Raw genomic sequence first — 21,766 nt, 5'->3', positions numbered from 1 at the left:
CACGTCCGGTTTGGGGAGAGGAATGAAGAAACACATAAACCGTAAGGTTTAGAGGTGCGCTTTGTTCCTACTCCATTGAGTCCTCTGTTAGCTAACATCGCACTCAACGGAATCGAACGTATCCATCGATATCGGACCACAGCCTCTGCGTGGAAAGAACCATCTATCCGCTATGCAGATGACATGGTGATTATCCTCCGAACCGAAGACAATGCAGATGAAATACTTAACAAAATCAACCAATTCTTAGCAGCAAGGGGAATGAAAGTCAGTGAAAGAAAAACCAAAATCACTGCTACGACAGATGGATTTGATTTCCTCGGCTGGAACTTTAAAGTCCAGCAAAACGGCAAGTTTAGAAGCACTCCCTCAGTGGATAACTTCAACGCATTCCGTAAGAAAGTAAAATACATCATCAACAATTCGAGCTATGGTGCAACAGTCAAAGCTACGAAACTAGCCCCGATTGTTAGAGGATGGCGGAACTACCATAAATACTGCAAGATGGATGGGACAAGAAACTCTCTCTGGCACATCCAGTCACGCACATTCAAGGTGTTCAACAAAGAGACTAAACAGAACTCTCGCACTGCCAAGAAATTGATAGATGCAGCATTTCCAAAAGTCTCCTACGCCGAAAACCGACACGCTATGGTTAAAGGAGAAAAATCTCCATACGATGGTGATGTCCAGTATTGGAGTAAACGCAACAGTAAACTCTACGACGGTTTAACCTCTAAAGTTCTAGACAGACAACACCATTCATGTGCAAGTTGTGGGTATAAACTTACCTCCGAAGAGAAAGTGAATTTACACCACATCGACGGCAATCACGACAACTGGAATCTCAAAAATCTTGAAGCTCTCCATCAATCATGCCATCAACACACTCACATGAGCAAAGCCCCTCGGCTGGAATATCGGGAGCTGGATGCCCGGAAACGGGCACGTCCAGATCTAACTGGGAGGGGCGGGGTCTAATAGCCCCCCTCGACCCAACCAGGGAATTGAAAACAGCGATCGATGGGAATACCAGATCGATTGAAGCCCTGACTAAAACCCAAGAAGCCAACGCCTTGGCGATCGCCGCCAATACCAAGGCCATCGCCGATCTCACCAGTTCGGTGACTGGACTCCGCGAAGAGATGCGGCTGGGGTTTAGTGGTGTCCAGGGACAGATTACCAATCTCGACACTAAATTGAGCGGTCAAATTACTAATGCAGAAACCAAATTAGACGGGAAGATCGATACCCTGGCTGGGAAGTTTGACGAGCGGACAAAAGGGTTGGGTACGCGGTTGGATGGGAAGGAACTAGCGCAGCGCAATATATTTACGGGTCTGACGGTCACGATCGTCGGTGGCATCTTACTGACTTTGGGACGGTTCCTGTTTTTTGGCATCAGCATCAAACCGTGACAATCCTGACTCATTGGGGTAGTAACCCCTAAAACACCAGTTACTACCCCAGAAAACCTGAAAAATTGGGGTAGTAACTCGTCCATCCTCCCCAGTTACACCAAAAGGCTCTATATTGATGTACTTGTTAGTGCATTTATACCGATGGATGCCCCTTCTAATATCACTAATGCCCAATCCGATCGCGAGTTAATCTTAATTTGGATGGCTGATAAGTCTCGCACTACTCAAGCCAGTTTTAAAGGGACGGTAGCCAAGTTTATCGAGTTCGTAGACAAGCCGTTAAGTGAAGTGAGGCTAGATGACCTCCAAATCTGGAAGAGGGGCTTAGAGGCGCGATTTAAGCCGACTACGGTAGCGAATAAGGTGTTGGTGGTGAAGTCGTTATTTAGTTTTGCGGTAAAAGTCGGGTATCTACCAATTAACATTGGCAGTTTCATTAAACCGCCTAAAACGAAGGAAGCCTTAGCTGAAAAGATTTTGACGGTAGCGGATGTGAAGCGGTTGATCGATGCTACTAAGACCCACCGCGATGGGTTGATGTTATCGCTGATGTATGGGTGTGGGCTGCGGGTGTCTGAGGTGGTGGGGTTGACCTGGGACGATTTGAAACCGCACCAGGAGGGTGGGGGCAAAGCGACGGTGTTTGGGAAGGGCAGTAAGACCCGCGTGGTGATTATCCCACCTAAGTTATGGCGACAGGTGTTGGAGTTTAAACAGATCGACCGTGCCAGTCAGTGGGTGTTTGTGAGTGGCAAGGGGAAACAGATGGAACGGAGTGTCATTCACCGGATGATTAAGCGGACTTGTCAACGGGCGGGGGTAGACGAGCGGGCTAGTAGTCACTGGTTGAGACATTCTCATGCAACCCATAGTTTAGAGGCTGGGTGTAATTTGCGACTGTTGCAGCAATCACTGGGTCATGCTTCGGTGACGACGACTGAGAAGTATCTGCATATCAGTCCTGATAAGGGGAGTAGTCAGTATATTGATTTTTAGTTGAGGTCTGCATGATGATAATCGCCATCCGCACCAGGGTAAAGCTACTGATGTACTGGCAGATTTACTCTAGATTTATTCAATGACTGTAAGTCCAGAACTAATTTTTAGACTGGATCTTATATTGCGCTAACTACTTCTTGTATTATAAAAATAATCAGTTGAAATAACTTATAATCAAGGAATCTATACTAAAGAACAAATACAAAGATATACAAATAAATGGCTAGATCTGAAGCGAAAGAAGAATCAATAACGGCTCTCAACCTGCGGATTCGGCAGAATACAAGAGAGGAGCTTGAAGTACAGGCGAAAGCACACGATTGTTTCTATGGTGACAAGCCTTCGATTAGCAAGCTTTTAGATAAGATCGGGAATCGAGAAGTAGTTCTTTATGGAACAACAGAAAATACTGGTACAGAAACAGGATTTAACGTAATTTTCAGAATGCAAATTGAGGATCTTATCGGTACACTTTCCCTGGTCTGTGACATTTTCAAAAAACATAATATTTCTATTATTGGTGCATCAACAGTCAGCACATTTAAAGAATCTTTGAATACTACTCAAGGATATGGTGATATTATTGTCCGAATCCCTAAGGATGTTAATATCGACTTGTTAAAAATTATTGAAGAAATCAAAGGGCTGAAAGTCGAAGATATTTGTAAAAAGTATGCAGAAAAAGGAAAACTTACTAAAGAAATAGTTAGTATGAATAAACTAAATAGTGGAGACACAAAGAAACAAATACGTGAAACGGATCTCCTTATCCCTTGGTGCAAGTGCAGTACTTCTATTAAAATAACGGCTTATGCCAGAATTGGGCTTTTGTCCGATCTAACAACGGTTATCGCCCAAAACGAAATTGGTGTTTTGTCCACTTATCGAAAGATTCATGAAAGTGAGATATCCGAAACACACTTTCTACTCGTTATCACCAATTTTGAGTCTCTGGAAAATCTTATTAAGGAAATTCGGGAATTAGAAAGTGTTAAAGAGGTCAGAAAAACTAATATCAATCAGATTATCACCGATTTTAAGTTACCCATTTGAAAAGAGTAGGGGTAAGATTTGATTTCACTGCAACGGCATTTCTAGACTATTGCAGGGACAACAAAAGTTATCCCTGCATTTTTAATACTTCAAGGATTGAAGTACCTAGAGATTTAGATCTTAACCATCATACTCTTTGCAAAACTGCAAAACTGTCACAAGGGCTACTTTTGAAATTACTGTATAAATTATTTGCATTAATACACAGAGGTTTAAAGTCTTATATTCACTTATTTTTGATTATTTTTTGATTATTCGCACAGAAGCTTATAAGCAATATTGTTTTGTATTTTACGCTACAGTTCGATCTGTGGAGGTCTGATATCTCTTATGTATGAATGTAGCTGGATGGAGACTAGGGATTTAGATCGTCTTTAATCAACCCTCCTTGCTACGTTGCCACATTAAAAAATTTCATGGAGGTTAAAATGTTTCAATTGACTGATTGGATCGAATTGATTGGCCACCTGCTAATCTTGATTGCCCAAATTTTGGGTTTTCACCACTAAGCAATAGCTAGGCTTAAAAACCAAGCTCTGAAGTCAGAGCTTGGTTTTTAAGCCACTGCTACCCTGTATTTTCATAGCCTAAAGTTCCATTGCTACTCATGCCCTTTTACCCCACCAAAATCTCAAGAATTAAACCCTGACGGCAAAAACCCACACTCGCCCAATTAAGAGCGAGTTTAACTCGAACCGATCGTGTAGTGGCGAGTGTCAGGTTTTAGCCTTTCTTCTTCTTACGAGTTCTCCTATTCTCCTCCTCCATCAAAATCTTCCTAATCATCTCCTCCTGGGGCTTCTCAAACGTCTCATAAATCTGACTCCTCAACCGCTCCACACTAACCGAAGCCTGATTATTAAAACCACTCCCAATTAACATCCCCACCACCAAAGGCAAAACAATTACAGCAACCAACACCATAGGCGGTAAATTAACCGCATTCTTCCAAGGCTTCTCCATCCTCAAATTCCGTTCCTCCTCCAACTGCCTACCCAGTTTCTCAACCTTAGCCAGTAACACAGCATTCTGAGTAAAACTGTCATCGACTATTTTTTGATAACTCCCCTGAGAAACCTTTAGGATTTTATAACTCTCATCCCTGTAATGTTTTAAAGCAGCTAGCGTCTCATTTACCCTCACCTCAAAGGTATCTAGCTGCTGTTTGATTCTCCCCTCAGTATCATCGATCGCCTCGATCTGTTCCTGAGCTTGCTTGACTGCCTTCTGAAGCAAAGTCCTCAATTCAGAAATCATCTTACCGATCTCAGTACTAGATTTCTTTCCACTAGCATCGATCTCCTTGGGTAAATCTATTAACGCTATATCCAGATTTCCCAATGCAGCCATCAACAGGAAAGTAGGATCGTTAGCATCGACCTTAGCATCGCGGACGTACTGCAATACCCGCCCCTTATACTCATCAGATTTACCCTTTAACAGCACATCCAGAGCTTCAAGCTCCTTAGCATTCTTCGATCCATTAAACTCCAAAGCCACTTTATAAAGCCTCCAGTAGCTTGGTAGATTCAAACATCTGATAAACCTTCTGCACGTATCGGTAAATATCGCTATTCCCGACCATGCCAAACTTACCTAACTCGACCGCTTCATCAAACGTCCAGTTATTAGCATCCATCCTAATCGCCTTACTATCGGCAAGCTTAGGAAAATCGATCACCTGCATCTTGTATTTTTTGATCGTAGCTTGGAGATCTTCTCTCTCGTCGAATAAGTCCCAGTTTTCACATAAGCCCCAATTCCGCACTACCACAGTCTGTTGATGCTTATAAAAATCAGCCGAACTAATTAATAGATTAATCGAATCATTTCGACCGTTACAGACAAACCATCTCACCCAATCAATTTTATTTTGCTTACCGATCGTAAAGATCTCTTTTTGTTCGAGCCAATTACTCATTGGTGTATAAACCTGAGCGGGGAGATCGATTACTACCGTCCGATTTAATGCCATCTCTAGAATTGAATCTGGATAGTCGATCTTTTTCTCATTTTCACTAAACACCGTGTAGTGAACTGAGTCGTCATAAAACTCTGCATACCGTTGTTTATCCTTGTACTTACTCGTTGCCGTAGGATTGCTGGTATCTGCGGCATACAGATACAGCGATATCAATTTGGAGACTAAATACTCAGTCATACAAAAAGCAAACCAGGACTTACCAACACCACCTTTTTCGCCATCAATAAAATGTATCGTCATATATTAGCTAGATTATTTAAACTGTTCGGCTCCAGGCTTTGGCGGTGATTTATATGGTTGCTCTGTCGATGCTGGTTTATCGACTGTTGCATCTTTAACAACTGGGTTCTTTCCAGCTTTAGGTTTAGATACCTCTGGACTTACTACCGCATCGGGTATGGGATCTGGTGTAACTACTGGTGGTTTAGAGCGAGATTGTTTGGGTTTAGACTTCCCAAAATCTCGGAGATACTGCTTGAGTGTTGCACTGCTAATTGCAATATCTTTTTGGGTGAGTAACTGACTGATTTCATCGAGGTTATACCCCTTTTTAATCAGATCGTTGATTGCAGGTAAGATCTGCCCGATTGCTTCTCTAAGGGAATAGTCAGCAGGAGCCTTAGCTGGTAAGTCACTAAAAGTACTAATGGCATCATCGATCGCTGTCTTAGCAATCCTGATCGTTTTGGGCATATCGAAGCTAATGGAAGGGGTGATTTTAGTATGCCCATATTGGCTGTTCGACCTATCAGGTGCTAGTACTAGGCTGTAGATGGGTACCCTAGAAAAAGCGAAAGGTGTACTCAGTACACTTTTATTTGCCCTTCGGGACGCTAACGCTCAAATAAAAGCTTCCTTCGCCCTGTGGGACTGCCCCCTAGCTTAGTTATAGATTCTCTCCCCATGCCCTACGCGATCGTCAGAATAGCCAAGCTCAAACAAGTCAATATTGCTGGTAGTGGAATGCACGTTTCCAGAGGGCGAAAAACTCCCAATGCAAATATGTCTATGCTGGAACACAACGAGACTTTGATTTACTTTGACGACCGCCATGCACCCCTGGGGGAAGTCGTACATAAGAAAATCCACTCAGTCCCACAAAAGCGAAAAATTAGAACTGATGCCGTTCACTGTGTCGAAATTTTATTAACTGCCAGTCCCGAATATTTCCGACCCGACGACCCTAGCAAGTATGGAGATTATCAAGCGGATAAATTAGCTGACTGGAAGAAGGCTACGGTTGACTGGTTGAAGCAGGAGTATGGGGACAAGATCGTTAGAGCCGAACTCCATCTCGATGAAGCGACCCCCCACATCCATGCTTATCTAGTGCCTACCGATGAGAACGGTCAGCTCAACTGTAAGAAAATCTTTGGTGGGAGAGCGAAGATGTTTGCTTTCCAAGATAGCTATGCTGCTGCTACTCAACATCTGGGATTAGAACGTGGGGTGAAGAACAGTCAAGCCGAACATACCACTGTCAAGGATTATTACTCGGTGGTTAATGCTGCTAGCGAGCAAGTAAACACGAACGATCTCCAAGCAGTTCAAGCGAGGGCTGTGGCTTACGCTCGGATGCAAAGAGAACACCAGGAGTTAAAGCGAAGATTGAAGCTAGTAGCCGAGAAACGAGATGAACTCTCAGACAGGCTTGAGAAGGCTCAGGAGGAGTTAAGGGTACAGAAGCAAGTGGATTTAGCTTTGAGTGGTTCTGAAGCCCCTTTATCGCCCTTACAGGTGGCTTGTGAGTTGAGATTACCACTGGGGGAAATCGATGAGGGGATAGAGGCGATCGATTTGGTGATGAGTAATCGTCAAACCGATCTGGAAGGGGCTACCCGATGGTTGACTCAGCGGTTTGGTGTAGTTGCCACGATACAACTGGTTAATGACCGAGTTGTGCAGATTGTCACTGAGCAGCTCCCCGCTCGGTTCAGTCCTCCCAAACCAGAGCGGGAGAAGTGGGGGGAGGTTAAGGATTATCTGACTGGGACTAAACGGCTACCTGCTAAGTTGGTCGAACGGTTGCATGAGGAGGGGTTAATTTATGCGGATGAAAAGGGGAGGTTAATTTGTTTGCATCGGGATTTTGATGAGAAGGTAACTGGTGCAACGGCGATCTATCTGAGTGTGAAGGATTGTCCTAGTGAGTCGATTGAGGGATCTGGTTTGTCTGTGGGTTGGTATTATTTTCAATCTTCACCCCAGGGGAAAATCGATAAGGTGGTGGTGATTGATGACCCGCTGGAGGCAATGGCTTATGCAACGTTGAATCCTACTGAGGAGACTATGTTATTTTTGGCAGGACATGAGGGGGGTTGGCTGCCTGGGAATAAGTTACATCGGGTGGATGTGGTGGTGGGGAGTAAGGCGGAGTTTTATAACCTACCAGGACAGGTTGAGTATGAGTTACCTCAGTCGGAGAGTTGGGGTGAGGATCTGGAGGCTTATTTGGCTGAGTCGATTGAGAAGGTTTATCTGGTGAATGTGAAGGAGGCTGCTGAGATTGAGGAGTCTTACGGCTATGAGATGGGGATGTAAATCGATTTTAAATTCGGCTTGGTTTTTCGTTCCCTATAGGAAACGAAAGAATTTGGTTTGGCAAATTGTTAGCTCTAGTGACTTCTGAGGGCATGGTGAGGGTATTGATGTGACAAAGCCAAGATCGGTGAGAAGGTCGCCTCCACCAGCACCCGCCACACAATTTAGTGATAGGGTTGAGCGTGACTGGTTGGCGGGTCGCTAGTTCCGGCTTTTTGTTTATATCTCGATTTGCTTTTAAGCACTTTTTAGCCGATTTTATAAGGGTTTCAGGCTTTGACTGCTACCGATTTCGATTTGCTTTTAACCACTTTTATGCCCAGAACGGAAGATATCGAGCATAACGAGTAGAGCTAGATGCAGAATTGTCTGCTTTAATTAACCCCGCCTCCTTGGTAGCACCAATTACCTGAGAAACGAGAACATTCTTTGACTCGTCAAAGTGAAATCGTTCCCGTAACGTCTGATTAGACATGCGTTGATTGCTGACATACAACAAGCAGCAATGTTGGTAGCAAGCTCTGATCCGGTCGGATTTACTCATATCTTCAAAATCTTGATGGGCAAATAATAATGCTGTGGTGCGAGTCTCGCCCACTCGAAAATCTGGTGCTGGTAGCTGAAACTCTTCTGCCGCTGTCACTACCTTATCGATACCACTACCTTTTTCTTCACAGATACCGAACCGCCGCATCAAGTCGGCGAGTCGTTCGTTGCGGGAACGATATTCATCGATAAAGCGTTCGACCTGAATTGGTGGGATGCCAGGGTTAGAAATTTCTACCCTGTCTGCGTACATTTCGATTGTTACCGAAGCTCCCGTGACCAGAAAATCTTGATGCACCAAAGCATTGGCAATAAGTTCTCTCAAAGCCTGTTTCGGAAACATCTTTACTTCTTCCCTGACAACTTCTTCAATGAAGAGATTTTGCGGTGCTGCTGAGTGGACGAAATCTACCAACCCTTCAAAGCTAATGGCATATCCCCTGTTCCATGTATTGTCGTCGCGGGTTTTGAGTTTGTTAATGCCTTCATAAATCACGACGCGGGATGCTTTACGCGCCAATGCTGGCACAAAGGCATCCAGTTTTTTTGCTAACAGAATGGCTGCGAGATTGGAGATTGTCCAACCTGAGGCTGTCTGTTTAATTAAATCTTGACTCTGTAATCGTTCCAGCACAGCATCGCGATTAGTCGGATAGGGAATTTTTAGGAGTTCAAAGTAAGTCTGGCTATCGAGCAACGCGATTACATCGTCAGGACTAGCATCAGACCGAGCGGGTTGGGAAAACCAATCTTGTTGGTCTTCGGCAAAAATGCGTTTGAGTACATCTGGGGTCATCGGGACTAGATCCTCACCTGCTCTCATCAAATAAGCTCCATCGAAGGCTAATGGTTGCCCGACAGGACGAGTCGGCACTTCAAAAACCAGCACCCGTCCGTCGGGATGCTGTAATTCTGTCACCTCCACTCGAAATCTAAGTTTCTCCACAATTCGCGCTTTGATGTCGTTGAGGGAAGTCTGGGATGGAAATGCTTGGGAACCGACAATCCGACGCGGGGGCTGATCGGTTACGCCAAAAACCAGATATCCACCTCCTTCATTGGCAAGGGCAACACAGTAGCGCAACAGTTTGGCGATCTCAAATTGGTGCTTGGCTTCTTTAAATTCCAGTCGCTCTGTTTCAGCCGGAGCCGTCAACCATTTTTCAAGAGTTTCAAGGGTAATCATATTGCTTGTCTCCTGAGCAGTTTTTGTTGTCCGGTTAGCGGTGTTGTCTGTAAGTTCGACCGTGAAGATTTTGTGGAGTATGGATTGTTTAAGTTCGTGAAAGCTGCGGATTTTTGTTGGTAGATTAATTCAAAAATAACAAACGATCTTATCGCAGTTTATCACGAGTATGTGAGCTTTTGTTTTTTATTATGCCTGCTTTTTCTAGGTTTGAAATTATCTAAATCAGTATCCTCAGAAAATAAGAAGCTAAAAAATGATTTGTTTTGGTAACGGCAAGTTTGACGAATACCAAGTAGAACTAAATAATTTCGAGTTGGCTCTTCATGAAAAGAAGCCTTGGAAATGTCTCTTTGTATAGCAACATGTCTAATTGCATTCTCTGCCGTGTTATTGTGCCAAGGTATTTCATCTTGTCTAAGAAAGGTAAATAAAGCATCTCTATACTTCTTAAAATGCTGTTGATATCTTGAAGTTAAATCTGATTTATAGTGCTTGTTTTCAATGAAGTTTTCATAAAAACTATCGATCTCTTTCTCAAATCTTTGAAAATTAAGTTTGTTTAATCCATTTTCTTGTACGGCTTCCATAATTGGTATAATTAAATTTCTAATTCCTAAGATTAAACCTTCATATTCCATATCAAAGGGATTTTCTCTAAGATCTTTATTGAGGTTGCGAATTAAATGTACCCAGCATTTTTGTTGTTTGCATGGAACAGAATCATAACCAGTATAGAAATCGGAAATTAAGACACCTTCATATTTATCTAAAATTTGATGAACGATACCAGTCTCTCGCGTTTCTGTTAACTTAAAAATCACATATTTACCATTGGTAAATACCCATACATACCAATTGACTCCGTTGATAGTGAAATTTGTTTCGTCAACATGAACAAAAGGACTTTCTAATAATTGTCTTATAATGGCTTTTTCAGTTTCTGCGTAATATTTAGCAAGATTTTTCAAGAAATATGTAATTCGAGTAGAAGACATCTCCTCGTTAAACTGCTCTTTTGCTAATTCAAGAATGCTTTCAAAGGGCAACCTTAAAGCGACTCTTTGATAGACAATCCATGATTTAAATTTATGTCCATAAAATTGACGACTTTCAAACTCTAAAATTTTTGGAGGAGAATACTTTCGATGACATTGAACACAGTATTCATAAAAACCAATATATTTTGTTGTAATCTTCTTAATCCCATTTTTTGTAAGGGCAAGATCGATAATGGTTCTAGCTGCACTGATTTCCATTAATCTAAGTGGATTATAGCCACACTTCAAGCAAGTATTAGCTTGTGGTACTTGCACAATTTTATTTGGTTTCGGTACAGCTCTTGATGGATTTGCTCCCCCTCTTTTACGTCCTTCAACTATTTGCCCTTGGCTAAAACTAATTTTCTTTTTTTCATATTTAATGCTGGCAAACTTGAGAATCATCTCAAATTGGCTACCAATTTTTTCTCCACTTTTTGAAACTTGGGATTTAGGAGATTGAGCAAAATCAACATCAGACAAAACATCAGCAGAACACTTAATTTTTTCAAGCTCATCAACTAATAGTTTTAAGGCATAACAATCTTCTTGATTGTATGTTATCAGTTTTGATTTATATTGAGTCTCGTAGCTATCATTCCAGTAATGTCGCCAAACAAGACTCTGTATTCCAGATGCATCAGTTTCTGTCCAAGTAGCTCCAATAAAATTTGCAACTTCCTTTAATTTGTTAGAATATACTGGAAAATACACTTTTCCATAAACTTCTTTATTAACATTAAATAAACGAGCTATAAGTGCTTGATTATCAGTTCCATATCTTTTGTCTAGGGTTTTTATCGCACGTAAGTCATAACTGCCATAATGATAGATTGGTATATCAGCATATTGAGCAATAAATTCTAGGAAATTCTGCCAAATTTTTATTTCATCTTCAATACAATCTGCCCAAAAAGGATAATAGCTTATATTATCACCCTGACGAACTAATAGCCCAATTAGATAATACAAACTCAAATCAGGTAATCCTTCAAGATCTAAATATAATTCAGTTTCTTGTCGTTTAATAGATGGTATCTCTTGCAAATAGATTTTACCAGTACGAATGGCAAGGGCTTGCAATTTAAGATCGTGGGTTAACGCTGGAGGTTTTTTAGCTCGTCTCTTACGCTTTCGAGGTTTAAATAAGTATGAAAGTTGTTTGACAGTAAAAATGCCTTTCTTTGCATATTGAGTAACTATTTTAGAAGTAACTTTATCTAAGAGACTTAAATTATCTTCTTGTATTGCTTTTGCCTTGCATTGCTCTCTAAACTGACACAGAGAGCAATGCTTATTTAAGATAACAGGCGGCTCCTCTGGAGAAGACTGATTTAACCATTCTTGCAATGGTTCCAGTAATGGCATGATAACTTTATGACTTTCTTTGAGATTGAGTCGTCGTGACTCACCTTTTATATTGACAATATACCCTGTCTCTGGTGTATTGCCCTGAATTTTTGTCAATACGTGACTAACGAACATCAAGCTAATTTTGTCCGTATTATTGATAGTGTGGGTTCCAATAAAAATCGTTGGCTCGTAACTCAGATTGTTGACTCTTGTTAATAATATTGAACAATTAACCTGAAACTTATCAGCAGCTAAATTGGCATCAATTAAAACCTCGTATCCATTCTCAAGATTTGAAATGCTATATGGATAAACATTAATATGTTTCTGCTGTATAATTTCCCAATTTTTAGACTGATTTTCAAGTTGATTTCTAATCAGGATTTGTTCGTATTCATGTAGTGTTTCTCCTTTTTTACCATACATTAACAAATACGCCTTGCGAGGACATAGAGAGTATGCTTGTAAAATTTCAGAAGTTATTACGATACTCATGGAATGAATTATGTTCTAGGATAACTATCTAAGCGTAAGTATCATTTGCCCAGTTTTTGAGTATGGTTAATAGCCCATTTCATCAATGCCGTTGAAATAGAAATAGAGCCACCTGCAAAGCTTCGCTGTACGAGTTGAGAAAGGTGACTAACGGTAGTCACAATTTTAGTCACGAGCGAACTTGTCAATCTGCTCGTAAGCTGATGTCTTCGAGCTTCGGTTAATGCGTATTCTAGATCGACAATCGAAGCCATGTAAATTTGAATTTATAGAAAACGCACTGACAACACTGACAAAGTTGCTGAAATTGTTACCCTGTATAGCTTTGATGCTGTCAGTATAGCTACTGACAAAAATCCTGGCAGAACCTTTATGATGGCGATTTAACAACGTTTCAGGTTTGTCAGTGCCGATGCTGACAAAGTACTGACAAAATCAAATTGATTGGAGACAGCCAAAACATTTGATGATGTTCTCGCAGTTTGTCAGTGAATTGTCAGTACCAATGCTGACAATTCTGCAATCCTTGCTGTGTCTAAGTTATAGCATTTTAGAGTTAAAACTTGTCAGTAGCGATGCTGACACGATATTTTGGCTCTGTAATTAGCTTACAGAAGCTTTGTCAGTGTTGTCAGTGCATTTTCCTAAGATCTGAATTTGATATTGGCTGGAATCTGTGGGCTTGTCATTACCGATTGCATATCCAAGTTTTGCGATCTTAGCCATAAACTCTCTAAGCTCATTAGCTGGTGGATGAGGTTTGGTTGACCACCATCGATCTACCATCCGAGCAGTTATCCAACCCTTTCCTTCAAACTTATCGATAAACTTCAAGATCCTCGATAGCTCAGGATCGTCAGTCAATCCCAACCGTTGATATTCCAGTAAAGTCTGCCCCAGTTCCCATTGAGTCCACTCAATCGCCATTGCCATCACCTCACCACCAATCGCCAGTTCTGGGACAACCCCTTGCTGTGCCGCAATCGCCCTGTGGACGATCAGAGCATTTCGACCCGCAATCCCCTCAGCCTTGGCATAGGTGCCTCTCAACAGCTCCGAAGCCTCCACCATGACTTTATCCTCTATATCGTCATGCCACACCTTCCAGAGTGTCTTCGCTGCGTCTGAGAGGATATGTTCGATGACTGGAGCCGAGGATAAATTTGTATAGAGTGCTAAGAGACACTCAAACAGAGAAACTGAATTATGACTAAACGCATCAGTCTTAGTCTGGGGCAGACGACAGAACATAAATCGATTCCATAACCCATCCTCCGCGCTAGAGTCATCCTTAATCATTTGAGCCAACACTGATGGCTGTAGCCCCCCTAAGATGCTGACAGAAGTATGGGGACAGAAAATAGTCGGCGAACCCTTACGGTTGATCTTCAATGCCCCAGCGTTGTATAAGTCCAACCATTTCTGACGATCGCCCCCGCCTTTACGGTAGGCATCCATTGACTTAAAGAACCCTGCCAACTCATCGACAAACACCAAGTAACTATCATCTGGACGATCGCTGATGGATTGCCCGATCGACTCAATCGTAAAGTCAGAGAAATAACAGTCCAACATCGGAGCTGGGGGTATTGGTTCTTCCCCACGCTTGTCAACCTTCTCAGTTTTCCAGAGATTATAATCTTTGTCGTAAGCATCCTTCTCCGCTTTGTATTTAGCAGAGATCTGTTTCTGGATGTTCAATAGTGGAGCTAACAAAGCCTTCAGTACCGGACTTTTCTTGGTGCCAGTCTCCCCAATTAAAGCAGTCCAGCGTAAGGCTGGTACTAGATAGTGAGTACCAGGGTTAATCATCAAACGGGTTTCTGAGGGGATGCGAGCAGAGAGGATTGGGAGTAGGCAGAATACTAGTATTTCCGATGAGATATTGAAGTTCTGAGCCGTTACCTTTAAAGCCTTACCCAGATCTCCTTGAAATAGCTGTGGGGCTTTCTTACCCTTAATCTCTAGCAGACTGCCTAGCTTTACTTGTAAAAACTGACTATTTTCCTCTTCTTCATCTTCATCTGGGGAGATATTTGGTTCTGGACTAGTGAGATAGTCACCAACGGCATCAGAGCTAATGATTTTGGCTAGGATCTGCTCTTTGGTTAACTGACGATCGCTAATATCGTCCCCAATATCCATTCCCCCCGCTGGGTTCTTCCACAGCCCCACAGTCCCCGCAAGATACCAGCCTTCAATCTGGCTAGAGAAGTCCCGCAGGAAGTTGGACATATACTCAAGCCCTGGTGCATCTCGATCTGGACTTAGTACCAACCGTGCCCCTAATAAATCCTCTAGATAAGATCCGTAATTGGCATAGCCACCACTCCCCCCAATGGTAGTAGTCGCAGCAATACCTAATGCCCATAAAGCATCCGCTGTAGCCTCTCCCTCGACTACAAATATTAGTTCTTTACGTTGGATTGCCTGTTGGACTTCTGGATAACGGTAAATCGGGATTAGCCGTTTAATATGGTCTGGATTTCCATTGACCCACTTACTACCGTTCCAATGCTGTTGGTAAAAATCTTTCTTACCATCTCCCTTATCGATCCGGTTGACTCGTAGTAGGGGAGAACCATCGCGGTTAGGGTAATAGTAAGACTTATTGCTCTTAGGACGCGGTGACTTAACAAATTCTGGCTCTGTTTGCTTGAGAACGAAGATTCCTTGAAAGCCCTGCTTATTTGCCCCGTTATAGTGCCATTGAGAGGAATCATGCCCAATCCCATCAACATAGGTTTTACAGTGGGCTGTTCTGCCGTCTGGGTGTAGGCTGCAATCTTTATCTTTGACTCGTCCACAGACAGGACAGGGAGATTTAATGCTCGATCTGATGTACTTGTTACTACCACTATGTTTATTAGGGGTACTTTTATGGAGATCTTCAATTTTAGGTGCAACAACTGATGCACCATCACTTTCTAGCATGGTAAAATGTACTTACGATTTAAATTAATTTGGACAACACCCAGTATTCAAAGTCTGGGTGCGGAACCCCGCTTTCGTGGTAGTTAGCGGGGTTTTGTCGTTTCATTGCCTATCAGCAGATAACAACAAATATTCCTGGCTGTATTTTACCCCACATCAGTATTAGCCCCGATCTGTCAAGATTTCCTTAACCAAATCAGCTAATAGCCTTTAAACAAATTAACTAAAAAGCTAAATTTAGCTTTTTAGTGATAACATGATTATGTAGAAGCTAAAATTAACTAATGCTAACTATAGTTGTTTCCTCTCTATCTGGAGGTCAGGGGAAAACCACAGTGTCGATGCTGTTGGGGCTGCTCCTATCTCATCGTGGGCATTCAACTCTCCTTATCGATGCAGATCCTCAGCACAATTTGACTGATTGGCTAGGGCTAGATTTAGAGCAGAATTCACCTACATTACTGGAATGTATCAAGAGCAGTGTTGAGTTAGAGGATTGTATCTATCCCCTGACCATGAACGAGAATCTGTTTCTAATCCCCTCAGACGACCAGTTGGATAACGTCCAGGACTATCTAGCTAACAGTGGGATTGGGGCGATGGTACTTAAAAGGCGGTTAGAGCCAATTGCTAAGACCTTTGAGTTTTGTGTGATCGATGCCCCCCCACAGCGATCTCAAATCTGCATGACAGTGATTGGGGCTGGGAATGTGGTTGTGATACCCGCAGAAGCTTCAGTCAAGGGCTATGGCTCTTTGATTAGAACCATAGACTTAATGAGTAACTTACAAGGCGTTGGGGCTACTCAGGCTCAGACTATCGGAATCATTCCCTTTCGAGATCGATGGATTGGTGCTAACCAAAGTCAAGAGAGTAGATCGGCGATCGAGGGGATGAAGGAAGAGGTTGGTGAGGAGCTAGTCTTACCATCAATTAGAGAATCTGAACGTTACAAACAAGCTATTAACCAGCAAAAAACTCTATCAGCATTGGGATATCCAGATCTTGAATATCCTCTAGAAGTTTTATTAGAGAAAATTGAGTTAATCAAACAGGATAAATAAATGACCCAAGGTAATTCGGATAGTGTATTAGCAAAGCTAAGGGATAAAAGATCGAGAGCAACAGTATCGACAAGAGAAGATATTTTAGTCCCAAAACAAGAGATAACTGAAGCTCTAGAAGATCGGAATAACTTAGAACCAGTTAAAGATAATTCTATTGAAGCCTTACAGAAAGAATTAGCATTATTCCCTGAAACTGTCAGACATTCAGGGATAGTGCTAGAAAAGGGAATCGATCGAGATTTAACTCAGTTCTGTAGAGACAACAAAATCACAGTGGAGTTATTTCTAGAAGCTGCTTGGTGCTTATCAGACCTAGAGCCAGAATTTCTAGAGCGGATTCTAGTGGAAGCCAAACAACGCTATAACTCCCGAAAGCAAGCAGGGAAGACAAGAAGGCTACTTACCATGCTTCAAAAATAGTAATAGCTAAAAAGCTAAATTTAGCTTTTTAGCTAAAGATATATATCAGGAACAAGCCAATGCTTAACGGTCAGCGTTACTATTGAAGAGTGACAGCCTGTTGATGGTTTACGATCCTGAAAACGAGGTAATTGTAAAATGGTTGAGTTAAAAGAATATCGACAAATTGCCCAAGATTTGTTAACAGAAATTCGCGGATACACCGATTCTAGTAATGCTAATGGGATTGAAGAACAGCTCGTTTTCGATACAGAACACGATCGATATCTATTAATCGATGTTGGGTGGAATCAAAAGGAATATGTGTATGGAACGCTCGTTCACATCGATATCAAGAATGGTAAGGTGTGGATTCAGCGCAATAATACTGAAATTAATCTAGCGGAACGATTGGTAGAACGGGGTGTGCCGAAAGAAAATATTGTGATTGGACTGCATTCACCGTTTATGCGTCAGTTTTCTGGATATGCAGTGGGTTAAGGATGGCAGTATGTCAGATCCCATTCAGAGCACGACACGAACACTGTAAAGTATTGCTCTGAAATCCATAAAGAGCAAAAATAGTTAAAGATATAAACAGAATAATTATGAGCGTTGAAGAAGAACATTTTGATGTACTCCAGAATATGGAGTTTGAGATTGTCCAGGTATATCGATCTGCATCGGATCTAATTGATGCTGAAGTACTGAATGCGATTGAATCATTAATTCACACTTATAATCTTGAAGTTAAAGGTGGATTTGCCTCACCATCCAAAGTTAAAGGCTTATCCGCAATGGTAGCCGTAGCAGTGAAAGATATTTGTGAATTACGGTTAGGACGAGGATCTAAACTCGATGAAAGAGCGCAACTGTTTGATGAAATGATGGCACCGAAGACTGTCCAAAATATTGTCGATTGTCTCAAACGAATTCAATCATCGATTAAATTCTGGACTAAGAAAAATGGACGGAAAGGATATCTCGACCATATCAAAAAGTTCGTTCAGTAATCTAAGGTGTAAACAATGGACGATTATGCTAATTACGAGGCTGACTCTAAAAAAATTATAGCCGCGAATAAGAAACTATTATCTGAATTTAAGATTTGGCTTCAATCATCAAATCTATCAGAGAAAACAATAAATAATCACATTTCAAACATTAGTTTTTACATTAATGAATACTTACTCTATTATGAAGAGCCTATTAAAGCTCAAGATGGCATTGGCGATGTAAGTACGTTCTTGGGAGATTGGTTTATAAGGAAAGCGATGTGGGCTAGCAAAGCACATATAAAGAGTAATGCAGCTAGCATAACAAAATTCTATACTTTCCTACTGGGTAAAGGTCTAGTAACTTCCAACGATCTAAATGAATTAAAATTAACAATAAAAGCAGAGTTGCCGGAATGGATTCAAGCACTTAAACAATATGACGATCTGGCAAATGAAGATATGGATGATGAATGGTAGTAACTCAATTCCTAACATCAGATCTACTGGGGATTCCACGATACACAATCTATAAGTAGCCAGAAAAATATGACATTCATCCAAGTTTTACCCACGGTCAGCCAACTATCTCATCAAGATAAGCTCCGACTCATTCACTTTTTACTTTTAGCAGTAGCTAAAGAAGAAGGGTGCAACTTAGAAACCAGCGACTCAGAGAATACTTTACTAGAGCAACTTGCTGCTACTGATGCCGTAGTCTGGTCGCCTCAAACAGATAATCAATCCATCCAAGCTCTATCCAACCTACTCGCCACTGCCCAGGAACAAGCCAATGCTTAACGGTCAGCGTTATCCACTCATTGATCGAACCAATAGCACAGGACAAATTAGCACTCTGCCCTACTTCCCGATCGCTCTCAGAAACGGTAACAACTCGCTCGAAGAACAATAGATAAAAAGCTAAATTTAGCTTTTTATCTAAAGATGAATATGACAACAGCCTGAATTAGAATTCAGCCAAAACTACACCAGATGGTCTAAAAACAAGGAGATAAAATAATGATTTTTCAAGAAATAGTTGATTCTATCCGAGTCTTGTCTGTACGGGAACAAGATAGCTTAATTGAGTTAATCCATCAACAAAGAAAACAACAACGTGGTAATGACCTATGGAGTGACTTACAAAAGTTTAGAAATACTTTAGAACAGGAAAAAATATTTTATGATGAAGATGATTTCTCTAACTTGAGAGAGCGGACATCAGGACGTGAAGTAAATCTATCAACTTAAAATATTTGCTCGATACCAACGTTATCTAAGAAAGCAGGAGAACGTATTAAAGCTATGAATACTCAACTAGTAGATTCAATCGTACAAATGGTTGAAAATCTCCCACCTGAAGAGAGAGATTTAGTCAAACACAAATTATTGTCGATAGCCCCACAGCCGGAACAGACAGAAAATCCCTCAAACGAACTGACTTTAGATGAGCGCAGAGCTTTTCTGCGTAAGCCTCTGGCAGAGAGAAGATCTATTCTCTCCCAACAAGCCGAGGAGATGCTCACGCATTACCAATCTTCAAATGAATGGCGAGAACTAATGGCTGGAGATATTATCGATGACTAGCTCAAATCAACCACAAAGAGGAGAGGTTTGGTTAGTAAATTTCGACCCCACTCTGGGTACAGAGATCAGGAAAATTAGACCAGCAGTAGTAATCAGCTCGAATGAAATTGGCGTATTGCCAATCAAGCTAGTAGCTCCCATCACCGATTGGAAAGATCGGTATTCCAGAAATCTATGGCATGTCAGGCTCGATCCCAATGTTGACAATGGTTTGAGTAAGAGTTCTAGTGTGGATACACTTCAACTTAGAGGTGTCGATACTCAACGATTTATCAAGAAGTTAGGGATACTTTCTCCAGATGAAATCGCCTCAATTACCGTCTCGATTGTGACCGTGATTGAGGCAGAAATTTAACGTTTTTATTACACCAAATCAACGAATTTAGTTTATGGCTACTACCGGAAAACTCGAACTCACCATCAAGATTAGCGAATTACCTGAAGTTAAGACCGTTGAAAATGGCTTGCAGTACTTTGAATTGGACTGCAATGGCAGGATCTTCGCTGTGACTGTTAAGCCCAAGGTATGGAAGAAGCTCACAGATGCCCAAGCAAACTTTCCAATGTGGGTAGCAGCAATTACCGGACAGATGGGTGCAATGACCCCAGAAGGCTTCGTTTTAGATGGAGCGAACATTCAGGTATTTGAAAAGAAACCGAAGGTTGTAGAGGCTGCTGAGGGATAGTAGAGAGGAGGAGTTAACCCCTAAAATGAGAGTATCCCCGCCAGCGACCAAACTAACGGGGATACCAGCGGTTAGGAACCGCAAATACCTTTAAATATCTATTACCAATATGACACAAGCAACCGATACAGACATCGTGCGATTCGTTGTAAGTGAATCACGGTAATCAGTCCGTAAATAAACTTACCAACTTCCTAGACTCGACAACGAATCACGAGGAGAGTTGAACTGTCCTTATTGATGTGAGTGTGAGCCTCACCATCCAAACTCAGGATTGACTCCTGATCTGCCCACACCGACACGACTCGGAATTCGTGAGAGTGAAGCTGGGAACAGGGCTGAATCAGACGCTAATTACAAACGACACTGCGGCTAACAGGGAGTCCCCATGATGAAACAGAGCCTAGAAAAGCAACCTAGTTTCAGGCAGTCGTAATACCAAAGACTGACCTCGCCAGAGATTAGTATCCCACAGCATTCTGATGTCGATAGCTGTATGAGTAAGGGGTTCTGGCGGTTGAATTGGCTACATCTAAAGGGACAAACAATCAAATGGACGGAACGAAGAAAAACGATGCTGAGGTCTATGCACTGTCGAGTGTAAAGTAGACCAGACGAGCGGATTAATTCCTCAGCAGCGGGTAGGATGCGGCGTAATTGCCGCAAGGTATTCAGAAAATACAAAACAGAGTAAAGCATGATTAGTCGCGGTTTAAACACTAGTGAATCTTGGGCTAGCTTACCTTGGAAGAAATTCCGACGTAATCTATTCCGCTTACAACGTCGCGTATTCAAAGCGGTTCAAATTGGAGATAAGCGGAAAGCGCGGTTACTTCAAAAACTGATTCTCAAATCCAAAGCCGCTAGGCTACTGGCAATTCGTCAGGTAACTCAGCTAAACGCTGGTAAGAAAACGGCAGGTATCGACGGGAAAGCGTCAATCTCATTTGAAGAACGCTTTGCCCTAAGTGACACACTCAAGTCGAAGGTTAATACATGGAAACATGAAGGCTTACGAGAAATTCCCATCCCTAAAAAAGACGGAACAACTCGAATACTAAAAATACCTACCATCGCCGACAGAGCTTGGCAATGTATCGCCAAATTCGCACTCGAACCAGCACACGAAGCAACCTTCCACGCACGGAGCTACGGTTTCAGAACTGGACGCTCGGCACACGATGCCCAGAACTTCATTTTTGCTAACCTTCGCTCTAGCTGCAACGGTATCAATAAACGAGTTATCGAATTAGATATCGAGAAGTGCTTCGACAGAATCTCACACACCTCAATCATGGATAATCTAATTGCCCCATCAGGGCTAAAGCTGGGCATTTTTCGATGTCTTAAAGCCGGAACCAATGTAGAATTCCCCGACCAAGGAACACCTCAAGGTGGTGTGGGTGCGCTGCGAAGCGTACAGTGGTAATGCTCTAGGTGAGTCAAAACAACCACGAGATAATACCTACCTCAAGGTATT

The 21,766-nt window shown here is 42.0% G+C and carries 21 protein-coding genes and 2 pseudogenes; 16 read left to right on the top strand and 7 right to left on the bottom strand.

Features of this window, described 5'->3' with window-relative positions:
- Positions 1–75: 75 nt before the first annotated feature.
- The 4 genes and pseudogenes from C7B77_RS05295 to C7B77_RS05280 form a co-directional block, all read left to right on the top strand.
- Positions 76–981: pseudogene (locus C7B77_RS05295) on the top strand (reverse transcriptase domain-containing protein); the annotation flags it as partial.
- 26 nt (positions 982–1,007) lie between these two features.
- Positions 1,008–1,418 (top strand): hypothetical protein, encoded by a 411-nt coding sequence (locus C7B77_RS05290; protein WP_106301049.1) that lies wholly within the window; start codon positions 1,008–1,010, stop codon positions 1,416–1,418.
- 144 nt (positions 1,419–1,562) lie between these two features.
- Positions 1,563–2,417, top strand: a complete 855-nt coding sequence (locus C7B77_RS05285) for a tyrosine-type recombinase/integrase (RefSeq protein WP_106301046.1) — start codon at positions 1,563–1,565, stop codon at positions 2,415–2,417.
- Between the two features lie 222 nt (positions 2,418–2,639).
- Entirely contained in the window at positions 2,640–3,473 is an 834-nt protein-coding gene (locus tag C7B77_RS05280) for an ACT domain-containing protein (protein ID WP_106301043.1), read from the top strand.
- A gap of 723 nt (positions 3,474–4,196) precedes the next feature.
- Here the strand turns inward: C7B77_RS05280 and C7B77_RS05275 are convergent.
- Genes C7B77_RS05275 through C7B77_RS05265 form a run of 3 tightly spaced genes read right to left on the bottom strand, consistent with a single transcriptional unit; the run spans position 4,197 to position 6,150 of the window.
- A complete protein-coding gene (locus C7B77_RS05275; protein ID WP_106301041.1) occupies positions 4,197–4,973 on the bottom strand; it encodes a DUF6753 family protein in 777 nt (258 codons plus the stop codon).
- Between the two features lies 1 nt (position 4,974).
- A complete protein-coding gene (locus tag C7B77_RS05270; protein WP_106301038.1) occupies positions 4,975–5,697 on the bottom strand; it encodes a P-loop NTPase family protein in 723 nt (240 codons plus the stop codon).
- A gap of 12 nt (positions 5,698–5,709) precedes the next feature.
- The gene (locus tag C7B77_RS05265) at positions 5,710–6,150 is read right to left on the bottom strand and encodes a hypothetical protein (protein WP_106301035.1); all 441 of its coding nucleotides are present in this window, start codon (positions 6,148–6,150) and stop codon (positions 5,710–5,712) included.
- A 210-nt stretch (positions 6,151–6,360) separates the two neighbouring features.
- Here C7B77_RS05265 and mobV point away from each other — a divergent pair, with 210 nt between their 5' ends.
- Entirely contained in the window at positions 6,361–7,998 is a 1,638-nt protein-coding gene (mobV, locus tag C7B77_RS05260; RefSeq protein ID WP_106301032.1) for a MobV family relaxase, read from the top strand.
- Between the two features lie 313 nt (positions 7,999–8,311).
- Here the strand turns inward: mobV and C7B77_RS05255 are convergent, their stop codons facing one another.
- The 4 genes from C7B77_RS05255 to C7B77_RS05240 all read right to left on the bottom strand — a co-directional run bounded on the left by C7B77_RS05255 (position 8,312) and on the right by C7B77_RS05240 (position 15,552).
- Positions 8,312–9,730, bottom strand: a complete 1,419-nt coding sequence (locus tag C7B77_RS05255; RefSeq protein ID WP_106301029.1) for an ATP-binding protein — start codon at positions 9,728–9,730, stop codon at positions 8,312–8,314.
- A gap of 161 nt (positions 9,731–9,891) precedes the next feature.
- Positions 9,892–12,618, bottom strand: a complete 2,727-nt coding sequence (locus tag C7B77_RS05250; RefSeq protein ID WP_106301026.1) for a TM0106 family RecB-like putative nuclease — start codon at positions 12,616–12,618, stop codon at positions 9,892–9,894.
- 41 nt (positions 12,619–12,659) lie between these two features.
- Positions 12,660–12,872: a hypothetical protein gene (locus tag C7B77_RS05245; RefSeq protein ID WP_106301023.1), complete on the bottom strand. Its 213-nt coding sequence runs from the start codon at positions 12,870–12,872 to the stop codon at positions 12,660–12,662.
- Positions 12,873–13,221: 349 nt separating this feature from the next.
- Positions 13,222–15,552 carry a DUF3987 domain-containing protein gene (locus tag C7B77_RS05240; RefSeq protein WP_106301020.1) on the bottom strand — a complete coding sequence of 777 codons (2,331 nt, stop codon included), beginning with the start codon at positions 15,550–15,552 and terminating at the stop codon, positions 13,222–13,224.
- Between the two features lie 284 nt (positions 15,553–15,836).
- Here C7B77_RS05240 and C7B77_RS05235 point away from each other — a divergent pair, with 284 nt between their 5' ends.
- From C7B77_RS05235 to C7B77_RS05185, 11 genes and pseudogenes are all read left to right on the top strand, one after another.
- The gene (locus C7B77_RS05235; RefSeq protein WP_106301017.1) at positions 15,837–16,616 is read left to right on the top strand and encodes a ParA family protein; all 780 of its coding nucleotides are present in this window, start codon (positions 15,837–15,839) and stop codon (positions 16,614–16,616) included.
- On the top strand, positions 16,617–17,039 hold the full coding sequence (locus C7B77_RS05230) for a carboxysome distribution maintenance protein McdB (RefSeq protein WP_106301013.1): 423 nt from the start codon (positions 16,617–16,619) through the stop codon (positions 17,037–17,039). It begins immediately after the preceding gene.
- 138 nt (positions 17,040–17,177) lie between these two features.
- A complete protein-coding gene (locus tag C7B77_RS05225; protein ID WP_106301010.1) occupies positions 17,178–17,519 on the top strand; it encodes a XisI protein in 342 nt (113 codons plus the stop codon).
- Positions 17,520–17,626: 107 nt separating this feature from the next.
- Positions 17,627–18,031 (top strand): hypothetical protein, encoded by a 405-nt coding sequence (locus C7B77_RS05220; protein WP_106301007.1) that lies wholly within the window; start codon positions 17,627–17,629, stop codon positions 18,029–18,031.
- A 15-nt stretch (positions 18,032–18,046) separates the two neighbouring features.
- Positions 18,047–18,493: a recombinase gene (locus C7B77_RS05215; RefSeq protein ID WP_106301004.1), complete on the top strand. Its 447-nt coding sequence runs from the start codon at positions 18,047–18,049 to the stop codon at positions 18,491–18,493.
- Between the two features lie 69 nt (positions 18,494–18,562).
- The gene (locus C7B77_RS05210; protein ID WP_106301001.1) at positions 18,563–18,814 is read left to right on the top strand and encodes a hypothetical protein; all 252 of its coding nucleotides are present in this window, start codon (positions 18,563–18,565) and stop codon (positions 18,812–18,814) included.
- A gap of 219 nt (positions 18,815–19,033) precedes the next feature.
- A complete protein-coding gene (locus tag C7B77_RS05205; protein ID WP_106300998.1) occupies positions 19,034–19,264 on the top strand; it encodes a hypothetical protein in 231 nt (76 codons plus the stop codon).
- Between the two features lie 54 nt (positions 19,265–19,318).
- Positions 19,319–19,600: a hypothetical protein gene (locus C7B77_RS05200; protein WP_146138191.1), complete on the top strand. Its 282-nt coding sequence runs from the start codon at positions 19,319–19,321 to the stop codon at positions 19,598–19,600.
- Positions 19,593–19,955, top strand: a complete 363-nt coding sequence (locus C7B77_RS05195) for a type II toxin-antitoxin system PemK/MazF family toxin (protein WP_106300992.1) — start codon at positions 19,593–19,595, stop codon at positions 19,953–19,955. The genes C7B77_RS05200 and C7B77_RS05195 overlap by 8 nt, the downstream gene beginning before the upstream one ends.
- A 34-nt stretch (positions 19,956–19,989) precedes the next feature.
- Positions 19,990–20,286: a fertility inhibition FinO-like protein gene (locus C7B77_RS05190; protein ID WP_106300989.1), complete on the top strand. Its 297-nt coding sequence runs from the start codon at positions 19,990–19,992 to the stop codon at positions 20,284–20,286.
- Positions 20,287–20,983: 697 nt separating this feature from the next.
- Positions 20,984–21,688: pseudogene (locus C7B77_RS05185) on the top strand (reverse transcriptase N-terminal domain-containing protein); the annotation flags it as partial.
- Between the last annotated feature and the right edge of the window lie 78 nt (positions 21,689–21,766).

The sequence above is a fragment of the Chamaesiphon polymorphus CCALA 037 genome, assembly GCF_003003845.1.
GTDB lineage: Bacteria > Cyanobacteriota > Cyanobacteriia > Cyanobacteriales > Chamaesiphonaceae > Chamaesiphon > Chamaesiphon polymorphus.
The sequence above is the reverse complement of the archived record's forward strand: the minus strand, read 5'-3'. Positions and strand labels throughout refer to the sequence as shown.